The 12,370-nt window shown below is 39.8% G+C and carries 8 protein-coding genes and 1 pseudogene; all 9 read right to left on the reverse strand.

Features of this window, described 5'->3' with window-relative positions; all coding sequences use genetic code 11:
* Positions 1-135, reverse strand: a pseudogene (locus AC52RT_RS07750) (ribosome maturation factor RimP); the annotation flags it as partial.
* A gap of 199 nt (positions 136-334) precedes the next feature.
* Positions 335-4,654, reverse strand: a complete 4,320-nt coding sequence (locus tag AC52RT_RS07755; RefSeq protein ID WP_495540208.1) for a PolC-type DNA polymerase III — start codon at positions 4,652-4,654, stop codon at positions 335-337.
* A 213-nt stretch (positions 4,655-4,867) separates the two neighbouring features.
* Positions 4,868-6,562, reverse strand: coding sequence for a proline--tRNA ligase (locus AC52RT_RS07760; RefSeq protein ID WP_495540209.1), 1,695 nt, complete (start codon positions 6,560-6,562; stop codon positions 4,868-4,870).
* A gap of 192 nt (positions 6,563-6,754) precedes the next feature.
* Positions 6,755-8,023, reverse strand: coding sequence for an RIP metalloprotease RseP (gene rseP / locus AC52RT_RS07765; RefSeq protein ID WP_495540210.1), 1,269 nt, complete (start codon positions 8,021-8,023; stop codon positions 6,755-6,757).
* 7 nt (positions 8,024-8,030) lie between these two features.
* Positions 8,031-9,188, reverse strand: coding sequence for a 1-deoxy-D-xylulose-5-phosphate reductoisomerase (gene dxr, locus AC52RT_RS07770; protein WP_495540211.1), 1,158 nt, complete (start codon positions 9,186-9,188; stop codon positions 8,031-8,033).
* A 72-nt stretch (positions 9,189-9,260) separates the two neighbouring features.
* A complete protein-coding gene (locus tag AC52RT_RS07775; RefSeq protein ID WP_495540212.1) occupies positions 9,261-10,049 on the reverse strand; it encodes a phosphatidate cytidylyltransferase in 789 nt (262 codons plus the stop codon).
* 26 nt (positions 10,050-10,075) lie between these two features.
* On the reverse strand, positions 10,076-10,849 hold the full coding sequence (uppS, locus tag AC52RT_RS07780; RefSeq protein WP_495540213.1) for an undecaprenyl pyrophosphate synthase: 774 nt from the start codon (positions 10,847-10,849) through the stop codon (positions 10,076-10,078).
* A gap of 359 nt (positions 10,850-11,208) precedes the next feature.
* A complete protein-coding gene (frr, locus tag AC52RT_RS07785; protein WP_340849702.1) occupies positions 11,209-11,766 on the reverse strand; it encodes a ribosome recycling factor in 558 nt (185 codons plus the stop codon).
* A gap of 1 nt (position 11,767) precedes the next feature.
* Positions 11,768-12,370 (reverse strand): UMP kinase (pyrH, locus tag AC52RT_RS07790; RefSeq protein ID WP_495540214.1); only part of this gene is annotated, 603 nt, incomplete at its 5' end.

The following is a 12,370-nucleotide window of genomic DNA, read 5'->3' on the forward strand; positions in this document are numbered from 1 at the left end:
TGTTTCTTTATCGATATAAACACGAAGAAACCAGGACTTTCCTTCTTTTACATACTCGACTTCGACTAGTTCTAGTTTCAGCTCTTCGAGTATTGGTGTGACAAGCTCTTCTACTTTATCAATTACTTTGCTCATGTGTTCCTCCATACATGTTTCGTCGTACGTTCTGTGTAATGGATTCGAATTTTTAGTAGAGTACAACAAGAAAGAGCGGGTTTCCCCACTCTTGCCATTGAATCTTCTTAAGTATTTCCAATTAAAATATATCATAATCGCCTTATTTATGCAAATGAAGCGGCTTTGACTGTTAGTCTGCTGGTACAATATACGTTTTTTAGAAAAGTGACAGCTGATTTTGTTCAGGTAAGTCACCCAGGCAGCCATGCTTATCCAGAAACTCAATAATAGTTTTTGAAACTTTCCCACGCTGTTGTAAATCTTCTTTTGATAAGAACTCACCGTTTTCACGGGCTTTAACAATATTAATTGCAGCATTCGTACCGAGACCAGGAATAGCATTAAAAGGTGGAATCAACGTATTTCCGTCAATAATGAATTCATCAGCACTTGACTTATATAAATCAATTTTCTGGAATGAAAAACCACGTTCACACATTTCTAATGCGAGTTCAAGTACTGTCAGGGTATTTTTTTCTTTTGTTGACGCATCGAGACCCTTAACTGTAATCTCTTCAATTTTGGTCCGCAGGGCATGTGAACCCCTAGCCATCGCATCAACATCAAAGTCTTCTGCACGGACAGTGAAATACGCCGCATAATAGACTAAAGGTAAATGAACCTTGAAATAGGCAATCCGTACCGCCATCAAAACATATGCAGCGGCATGGGCTTTCGGGAACATATATTTAATTTTTTTACATGAATCGATGTACCATTCCGGCACTTCGTTCTTACGCATCTCCGCTTCAAATTCATCTGACAGTCCTTTACCTTTACGAACGGATTCCATGATTTTAAAGGCAAGCGATGGGTCGAGTCCCTGGTAAATCAGGTATACCATGATATCATCACGACAGCCGATTACTTCGCTCAAGGTACAAATCGAATTATGAATGAGTTCTTGTGCATTTCCAAGCCATACATCCGTACCATGTGACAGACCAGAGATCTGTACAAGTTCAGAAAAAGTAGTCGGCTTTGTGTCTTCTAGCATTTGCCGTACAAACTTTGTCCCGAATTCGGGGATCCCTAAAGTTCCTGTTTTACACATAATTTGATCTTGCGTTACACCTAATGATTCCGTACTGCTAAAGATTTTCATTACCTCCGGATCATCAGTCGGAACGGTTTTTGGATCGATTCCGCTCAGATCCTGAAGCATTCTGATAACTGTTGGATCATCATGGCCAAGTATATCAAGTTTCAAGATATTATCATGGATGGAATGGAAATCAAAATGAGTCGTTTTCCATTCTGAATTACGATCGTCTGCTGGAAATTGAATTGGCGTAAAATCATAAATATCCATATAATCAGGTACTACGATAATACCGCCTGGATGCTGTCCAGTAGTTCTTTTTACCCCAGTACAACCAGATACAAGCCGATCCGTTTCAGCGCCGCGGATGATCATATTATTATCTGCCGCGTATCCCTTAACATAACCATATGCAGTCTTTTCAGCAACCGTTCCTATCGTTCCTGCTCTGAAGACGTATTCCTCACCAAACAGTTCTTTCGTATAGTTATGGGCCTTGGGCTGGTACTCACCGGAAAAGTTCAAATCAATATCGGGTACTTTATCCCCTTTAAATCCAAGGAAGGTTTCAAACGGAATGTCATGGCCATCCTTTTTATAGCGCGTCCCACAGTTCGGACAATTCTTATCAGGTAAATCAAAACCTGAACCAACTGACCCGTCATCAAAGAACTCCGATTTTTTACATGTTGGGCAGACAAAATGCGGCGGAAGCGGATTTACCTCTGTTATCTCTGTCATCGTTGCAACTAGAGATGAACCGACTGATCCCCGTGAACCAACTAAATATCCATCATCCAATGATTTCTTAACCAATTTATGCGAAATGAGGTAAATAACCGCAAAACCATGGCCAATGATACTTTTTAATTCTTTTTCAAGACGTGCTTCAACAATTTCAGGCAATTCTTCACCATAGATGCTCCTTGCCATTGTGTAACTCATTTCTTTCATTTCATCTTCGGCGCCTTCAATTTTCGGTGTATAAAGTTCGTCTTTGATTGGTTTAATGTCATCAATCATATCGGCAATTTTATTCGTGTTTGTTACAACGATTTCTTTAGCCTTCTCTTCACCTAAAAATGAGAACGATTTGAGCATCTCATCTGTCGTGCGGAAATGAACGTCTGGCAATGAATGGCGATTGAGCGGATTTGCACCGCCTTGTGAATTAATCAAGATTTTTCGGTAAATTTTATCATTAGGATCAAGATAATGAACATTTCCTGTGGCTACAACCGGCTTGTTTAACTTTTCACCAAGTTTAACCAAATTCTCGAGAATGCTCTCTAATGATTTTTGGTCCCGAACATACTCTCTTTCAATCATATGTTGATACACTTCTTTAGGATGCACCTCAATATAATCGTAAAACTCCGCAATCTTTAAGACTTCCTCGAACCCTTTTTGCATCATTCCTTCAAATACTTCGCCCTTATCACAGCCTGATCCGACTAAGATGCCTTCACGAAGCTTAGCGAGTTTCGAACGCGGAATACGAGGTACACGGTAATAAAAATCAATATGAGCTAGACTCACAAGCTTAAACAAGTTCTTTAACCCTGCTTGTGTTTGCGCAATCAACGTACAATGATACGGACGAGAACGTTGATACGCATTGCCTTGTCCCATATTTTCATTAAACTGATCATGATAAATAATACCTTTTTCAGTGGCATCTTTCAGCATTTTGAGCAATAAATAGCCGGTTGCTTCAGCATCAAAAATCGCCCGGTGATGTTGAGTCAGTTCAATGTCAAATTTCTTCGTTAATGTATTTAACCGATGATTTTTAAATTCAGGGTACAAGAAACGGCCTAATTCGAGCGTATCAATAACCGGATTTTCTGCTTTCGGATAGCCTAATTTTTTGTAGCCTACATTTAAGAATCCCATATCAAAGCTCGCATTATGAGCGACAAGCACTCCATCTCCCGCCCAGTTACGGAAGTTTTCAAGAACTTCTGATACTTCTGGAGCATTTTCAACCAAATCATCTGTAATTCCTGTTAAGTCAATCGTTGTGGTTGATAAAGGATGATGCGGGTTCGCAAACGATTCAAAACGGTCAATGATGTCCCCATTATGAATTTTCACTGCCGCGAGTTCAATAATCGTATCGTATACTGCTGAGAGACCTGTTGTTTCAAAGTCAAACACCACATACGTTTCGTCTGCTAATAAGCGATGTGAATCATTATAAGCAATTGGCACTCCATCATCGACAAGGTTAACTTCCACACCATATAGAATTTTTATATCATGTTTCTTTCCAGCACTATACGCATCAGGAAAAGATTGCACACCTGCATGATCAGTAACTGCTATCGCTTTATGCCCCCATTTTGCTGCTTGGGCAACAAGGCTCCCAACTGGGGTGACAGCATCCATTTGACTCATTGGGGTATGCAGATGCAGCTCAACACGTTTTTCATCTTTGGGTGCATGATCAAGCCGTCCTATTTTCGTAATTTCATTAATATCATTGGCAATCATCACTAAGTCACGAACAAATGTATCATTTTGAATACTTCCCTGCGCTCTGACCCACATTCCTTTTTTCACATTTGCTAAAATAGCAGCATCTTCTTTATCACGAGAAAACACCTTAATTAAAATGGAACTTGTGTAGTCAGTCACCTTGAATGTTAACAGTGTTCTTCCACTCCGAAGCTCTCTAAGTTCTGAGTGGAAAACATAACCTTCAATCGCAATTTTACGTTCTTCGTCAATAATTTGTTCAATTCTACGGAAATCGGCATCTTCTTTGATGGTATAACCAATCTTAACGGGTCCGTGGTATTGATCATCATTGCCTTTTTCAGATTCTTTCTTTTGCATCTCAGTCAAGGCTGCAAGTCCCTTGGCTTCATCTTCTTTTTGTTTGTCTACAAGGAACTGCTGATAATCCTTATCTTCCTTCATTTCAGACACTTCTGCATCAAGAGAGAAGGCTGGAAAACCAAGGGATTGATAGATATTTGAAATTAATCCTGAATATTTATTCTTCAGCTGCCCCGCTTCCGCTCCATTTCTTGCCTTCACAAAAATGCGATTCCCAACAATTTTTGGTTCTTGATCATTTAATAATGAGAGTAAGGCTGGTGACATTCCGTCAAGTTCACTAATACAGTGCCGCCAGTACTCTTTCACCAATTCATCAGAAATGTTTGGACTCTCTACTTGAAACGAAAAAGTCACTCTAGCAAGATGCGCAAAGGTAGCCGCAAGATGGTTGGCAAAGCGAGTGTTCACACTGCATGGCAGCACATCATTCAATTTAAAAATAAAATGCCAAGACTTTGCATCCCGGTCTATAGACAGCTTCACAATTTCAGCTTGATAAAAATAGGTAACAAACGCATCCTCAGTAAGGTCCATTTGCTGCAGCAAGAGTTGAAATCTTTCTCTTCCCGTATTCGGATTTTGATCCATTTCCGCTCTCCCCTTATATTCTCTAGTTAATCTATTGTTTGTTTCGCTAATAATCATTTAGTAATAGAGAGGTAATTATAACATATCGACAACATTCGCTAATGAAGTTCCCAGATATTTTTTTGATATGTTGCTGGTAAAACATTTCCACCCTACACCAATAAAAAAAGCATCATCATGATGACTGATGCTTTTTTATTTTCTTTTGTTTTTTTACAGAAGTCCTTTTAGTGTTTCAGCAAGTTCTGCTCTATTTACCTCGAGAACTTCACCAGTTTTTCTAATTTTCACTTCTAGGATACCATCGGCTGCCTTTTTACCAACCGTCACTCGAACAGGTAAACCAATTAAATCAGAATCAGCAAATTTAACTCCCGCACGCTCTTTACGATCATCCATCAAAACAGCTAATCCTTGTGTCTTAAGGTCTTGATACAATTCTTCAGCAACAGCTGCCTGTGTATCATCCTTCATATTAACAGGAATCAAATGTACTTGATACGGAGCTAAATTCGATGGCCATAGTAAGCCGTTTTCATCATTAAATTGTTCAGCAACAGCGGCAAGTGTTCTAGAGACTCCAATGCCATAACAACCCATGATCATTGGTTGTGAGCGGCCATTTTCATCCAGATAAACAGCGTTCATCGCTTCACTATACCTAGTACCGAGCTTAAAGACATGTCCTACTTCGATACCTTTAGCAAATTTAATAGTACCCTGACCGTCTGGAGAGACGTCTCCTTCTTGGATGAAACGAAGATCCGTATACTCTGAGACTTCAAAATCACGATTTGGATTAACATTCATATAATGGAAATCTTCTTCATTTGCACCTGTCACAGCATTAACGAGTAATTCAACTTCTTGGTCGGCTAGTACTTCTACTCCTTTTAATCCCACGGGTCCTAGAGAACCAACTGAACAGCCTAGTATCTCTTGTGTTTCTGCTGGTGAAGCAAGTTCCACAGAAACAGCATCATAGAAGTTTTTCAATTTAATATCATTTACTTCATGATCGCCGCGAACTAGAACCGCAACATATTTATCATCCACTTTGAATAATAAAGTTTTGATGCACTGCTGCTGAGATACCTTAAGGAATCCTGCTACATCCTCAATCGTTTTCTGTCCAGGTGTTTCAATTTTTTCTAATGGGTTTTCTGTTTCAGTACTTCTTTCTTTAGTTAAGATAACTGGTGCCATCTCAACGTTGGCTGCATAGTCAGAGGTATCAGAGTAAGCAATTGTATCTTCACCGACTTCAGATAAAACCATGAATTCATGCGTATCTTTTCCACCCATAGCACCGGAATCGGCAATTACAGCTCTAAAATCTACTCCACAACGGGTAAAGATATTGGTATAGGCTGTGAATAGACGTTGGTACACTTCGTCAAGACTTTCTTGACTAGCATGGAATGAATAAGCATCTTTCATAATGAATTCACGTCCGCGCAGCAGTCCAAATCGAGGGCGTTTTTCATCACGGAACTTCGTTTGGATTTGGTACACGGTTAACGGCAGACGCTTATATGATTTTACTTCATCACGTACTAAACTTGTAATTACTTCTTCATGTGTCGCACCAAGCGCAAACTCGCGATTGTTTCGGTCTTTCAATCTCATGAGTTCCGGTCCATAAGAGTACCATCTGCCAGATTCCTGCCAGAATTCTGCTTGTTGAAGTGCAGGCATTAATAACTCTACAGCTCCAGCATTGTCCATTTCTTCACGAACAATCGTTTCTATTTTTTGAAGAACTCGTATTCCAAGCGGCATAAAGCTGTACACACCACTTGAATTTTGCCTCATAAATCCTGCTCTTAATAAAAGCTGGTGGCTTTTTATTTCAGCATCTGCTGGTGTTTCTCTTAAAGTTGGGATCAATGTCATCGTTTGTTTCATCTCTGCACCTCTTCAATTACATATATTAAAAAGCATCAAAACAAAAGCGCTATAACTTAGCGCTGCTTGCATTTTCCTTATCTTGCTTATCGTCCAATTATACATGAGATATCAAGATAAGAAAAGCTGAAGCAGCGAAAAACAAGCCAGCCGAGATTGTCTCAGCTGGCTGTTTTTACTTTCCCTCACGTACTAGAGGAAAAAGCGTTGAATATCGTTCCAAGTTACCAAAATCATTAAGAGCATTAATAAAGCAAAGCCGACAAAGTGCACAAGGCCTTCTTTTTGCCGATCAATTGGTTTCCCCCGTAAGAATTCTACCAAGAAGAACAGCAGTCTTCCGCCATCAAGTGCAGGCAGCGGGAGCAGATTCATAATTCCAAGGTTAATACTCAGCAATCCTGCCCACTTCATTAAGTAAAAGATTCCTGATTTAGCTACTTCTTCCGTTGACTTATAAATGCCAACCGGACCTGATAACGCATCAAGTGAGAACCCTCCAGTAATTAGGGAACCAAGAATAACAAAAATCTGCTTTGTCCAAAAATAGGTTTCTGTAAATCCATATTTGAAAGCATTAATAGGTGACTTCTCTACAGGAGGATAGACTCCTATTACGCCGACCTTTTCTCCTTCACGATCAACTTCTTGTGGAACAACTAAAATTTCTTCTGTTTTGTTCCCACGCTCAACGACAAATTCAATTTCTTTACCCGGGTTTTTCTGGATGGCTTCCTGCACATCCTGCCAGCTTGAAACTTCATTGCCGTCAATACTCTGAATTTCATCACCATTTTTCAAACCAGAAGTAATGGCTGAACCGTCTGCGGTTAACTCCCCTAGACGTGGTTCATCCACAGCCACACCTTGAAATAAACCGATAATGACAAAAATAACAAACGCTAAGACAAAGTTCATCATAGGACCAGCAAAAATGGTCATCGTCCGGTGGCCTAATGACTTCGAGTTGAATTGGCGTTCAAATGGAGCAATTTGATTCTCTACTCCTTCACTCACTACCACTGCGTCTTGAGCGATTTTAAATGTTTGAAGCGTCTCTTCTTCGCCTTCTTCATAACCCTGAATCATCATTTTATGTTCAAGATCGGCCGCTTCTACTTCAATCACCCGTAAATCCGGGTATTTGTCCTTATTGTCGAGGACGATTTTTGTAACTATTCCTTCTGGATTAAATAGCAAACCGACCCGATACCCTGGTTTGAGTTCTGGGTTCTCGGCATCCTCTCCAGCCATACGGACATAACCGCCAAGCGGGAGTAACCGGATGGTATAAACGGTTTCGTTTTTTTTGTAAGTAAATACTTTAGGACCAAAACCTATAGCAAATTCACGGCAGAGTATTCCTGCTCGCTTCGCAAATACTAAATGACCAAGCTCATGAAAAAAGACAAGTGACCCAAAGATCACAATAAAGGCTACTATTGTTTGAACGGTCAGCACGTGTTTCTCACCTCTCTTTTACTAGTGTATGGACCAAATGACGGGTACTTTCATCAACTTCTTGAATGGTTGCTAAATCTGGCACAGCTATCACCGTATGATGATTCATTGCCTTTTCAATCAGCGTTTCTATCCCTAAGAAAGTTACCTTTCCATCAAGAAAAGCAGCCACAGCTACTTCGTTCGCTGCATTCATCACAGTTGGCATCGTGCCGCCTATTTTACCTGCTTCATAAGCAAAACGCAAACATGGGTAACGATTAAAATCCATTTCTGCAAAATGAAGCAATCCAAGTTTCGCAAGATTCAGTCTGTTGCTTGAAGCAAGGGGCAGACGATCCGGATAGGTTAAGGCATACTGAATCGGAACCCGCATATCTGGGCTGCCCAGCTGAGCCATCACACTGGAATCATGAAATTCAACCATTGAGTGAATAATGCTTTCTTTATGTAGAAGTACATCAATTTGTTCATATGGCAAATCAAACAGCCAATGAGCCTCAATGACTTCAAGCCCCTTGTTCATCATCGTTGCTGAGTCAATCGTAATTTTTGCACCCATTGACCAATTCGGATGGTTCAGCGCTTCTTCAACCGTGACCCCAGCCAGCTGTTCACGTGTTCGATCTCTGAAACTGCCCCCCGAAGCGGTAATAATCAATCTTTCAATGTTTTTTTCCTGCTCACCCTGAAGTGCTTGAAAGATTGCAGAATGCTCACTATCAACCGGAAGCAGGCTTATACCAGCTTGTTTAGCCGCATCCATAACAAGATGACCTGCCGTTACTAATGTTTCTTTATTGGCAATGGCAATGTCTTTTCCCGCTTTAATGGCTTCGAGAGTTGGAAATAATCCAACACTGCCAATTACTGCATTCACAAGTACATCCGCTCGATGATATACAGCCGTTTCAACCAATCCTTCATCACCATAGGTGAAGGCAATTCCCTCTTTTGAAAATTCACTCTTTAGCTGATCATAATCACTTTTTTCTTGGACTGAAACAAGCTCCGGCTTGAATTCAAGAATATATTCTCTTACTAGATTAATATTTCTGCCGGCAGATAAAGCAACAATCTTGAAATCTTGAGGATGCTCCCTGACAACTGCTGCCGTTTGCTTCCCTATTGATCCTGTTGCTCCTAAAAGACTAATATATTTCAATTCCTGTTCATCTCCTGACCAAAATGATGTCCAATTAATGATACGTCATTCAATACCGCTAATAGAACTTTTTTATAAAAAATGTAAAAAATGCAGAATCGGCAGGATAAAAAGTAAGCTGTCGAACCGATCAAGTATGCCTCCGTGACCCGGAAGGATTTTCCCTGAATCCTTTACACCATAATGACGTTTATATGCGGACTGTACAAGATCGCCCAATTGTCCGAAAATAGCTATAACAATACTCATTGTCAGCAATTTGACAGCGCTCATGTCCGTAAATAATAAAAACAGCACACCTACCACAAGGGCAGAGATAATTCCTCCTACAAAACCTTCAACGGTTTTATTAGGACTAATTGTCGGCCAAAGTTTGTTTTTCCCAAACGCCTTACCAATAAAATACGCACCGGAATCCGTAGCCCAGATGGTAAAGAGCGCAAGGAATATATACATAATTCCCACTTCACGTGTCACGAATAAATAATAAAAGCCCATGCCGACATATAAGACAGAAATCACCATAAATCCTGCGTCGTCAAACGTAAATTTATTCTTCGTAATAACAGAAGCTAGTAAATAAAGTAATATTCCAATTAATACCATTTGACTCTTATCGTACCCATGAGAAGTCAAATAGTTGAGAATCTCACCATCGGCAGGAAGAAGCAGGATCCATAATAGAATAAAGGAAATCACCGAAGGAACAGAAAATAAAGGTGTTTTTTTCATTCTGATTAATTCATATAAACCGATAGTGGCCATTAAATACACTAAAGCTAAAAGCGGCAGACCGCCTGCTATGATAATTGGCAGAAATACTGCTGCTGCTATAACAGCCGTGATAATTCGTTGTTTCATAACTAGTTATTTCCTCACCTTCTAAACTACACACCGCCAAAGCGGCGAGAACGCTTTTGATATACTTCAATTGCTTCTACTAAGTGCTCATCTTTAAAGTCTGGCCAAAGTACATCTGTAAACCAGAGTTCAGAATAAGCCAACTGCCAAAGCATAAAATTACTTAACCGGATTTCACCACTTGTTCGGATTAATAAATCAGGATCTGATAATTTATCCGTCATTAAATAACGATTAAACACCTCTTCAGTGATATCAGATTCGATGCCTCCAGACTTAATGTCCTGTGCCGCCTTATTAACCGCAGCAAGTATTTCGGCCCGACTTCCGTAATTTAACGCAAAATTGAGTATCATACCGGTATTATCCTTGGTCTCCTCCATTGCTTTCTCTACAGCTGCAATTGTATGAGCAGGAAGTGAATCTTTATCACCGATCATCTCCACTCGGACGTTTTCAGAAATAAGCTCTGGAAGAAACGTTCCGAGAAATTCTTGAGGTAATTTCATTAAAAAATCTACTTCAGTTTTTGGTCGTTTCCAATTTTCAGTGGAAAACGCATAAACACTTAGTGCTTTTACACCTAATTGATTGGCGAGCTTCGTCACTTTTTTTACTGTTTTCATGCCTTCGTGATGTCCAGCAATTCTCGGAAGTGCTCGTTTCTTCGCCCAACGACCATTTCCATCCATAATAATGGCTATATGCTGCGGCACCTCGCATTTTTTTATATCTATAATTCTTTGGTCTAAAGCAGAAGAAGCATCCTTTTTACACCAACGCTTCCATAGTGAATACATGCTAGTGTCCCCCATTAAGTTGTACTCTATCTCAACCATATTTTCTAATTCTCTGTATTATGTAAAAAGAATTACAGAATCCATATAATAATAACAAAAAAATTTACCTTATCCTATTATTATGATGAAAAAAAATCTCACAACAGACGAAATATGTCAACTTCATCACAGTCACCCTGTAATTAATAAGGAAATCTAACCTAAAAAGGCTGGATCTAAATCAATGGAAAAAGCTTTAAGATGTATGATACCTGAAAAACGAAAGGAAAGTATCCTTTCGCCTATTTTGGCATCTTACATCCATCCGGCTTATTTTCCATTCTTTAGCATCCAGCCCTTATTTAGAAGCAATTGTTCAGTTACACATCCATAATTTCTTTTTCTTTGTCTTTCGTTATGTCATCAATTTTACTGATATGACTATCTGTCATTTTTTGTACTTCTTCTGAATATGTTCTCAACTCATCTTCAGTAATTTGGCTGCTTTTTTCAAGCTTTTTAAGATCATCATTGGCATCACGACGTACATTTCTAATCGCAATTTTTGCTTCTTCTGATTCTTTACGCGCCACTTTAACTAAATCTTTACGACGCTCTTCAGTTAAAGCAGGAATTCCAATACGGATAATCGATCCATCATTAGAAGGATTTAACCCTAAATCAGATTTAAGAATGGCTTTTTCAATATCGCCTAAGATCGTCTTATCATACGGCTGAATGACCAAAAGTCGTGCTTCTGGAACAGATACACCCGCAACTTGGTTAATCGGAGTTGGTGCACCATAATAATCCACGCTGATTCTATCAAGAAGAGAAGCATTCGCACGGCCAGTACGGATAGTAGCTAACTCACGAGTATAAGCTCCAATCGCTTTTTCCATTTTTGTTTTAGTGTTGGCAATTATTTGTTTTGGCATATTATTTCCCCCTTACGATCGTTCCTATAGTTTCACCTAGAACGACACGTTTAATATTTCCCTCTTCCATGAGTGAAAACACGATTAATGGGATATCATTGTCCATACAAAGTGAAGATGCAGTAGAATCCATCACTTCAAGACCTTCTTTTAATACATCAAGATAGGAAAGCTCGTCGTATTTAACTGCATTCTTATCTTTAACTGGATCAGCGCTGTAAACACCATCAACATTGTTTTTAGCCATTAAAATAACATCGGCTTCAATTTCAGCTGCTCGAAGAGCGGCAGTTGTATCTGTGGAGAAGTAAGGATTACCAGTTCCGGCAGCGAATATAACCACTCGCTTTTTCTCAAGATGTCTTATAGCCCGGCGTCTAATATAAGGTTCTGCTACCTGTCTCATTTCGATAGAAGTTTGAACGCGTGTTTCAACACCAAGCTGGTCTAGGCTGTCTTGCAGAGCGAGTGAGTTCATGACTGTCGCCAGCATGCCCATATAATCAGCATTAGCCCGGTCCATTCCCATTTCACTGCCGATTTTTCCGCGCCAAATGTTTCCGCCGCCTACGACAACAGCAACCTCTACATCTAATTCTGCAAT

The organism is Peribacillus sp., from assembly GCF_059453735.1.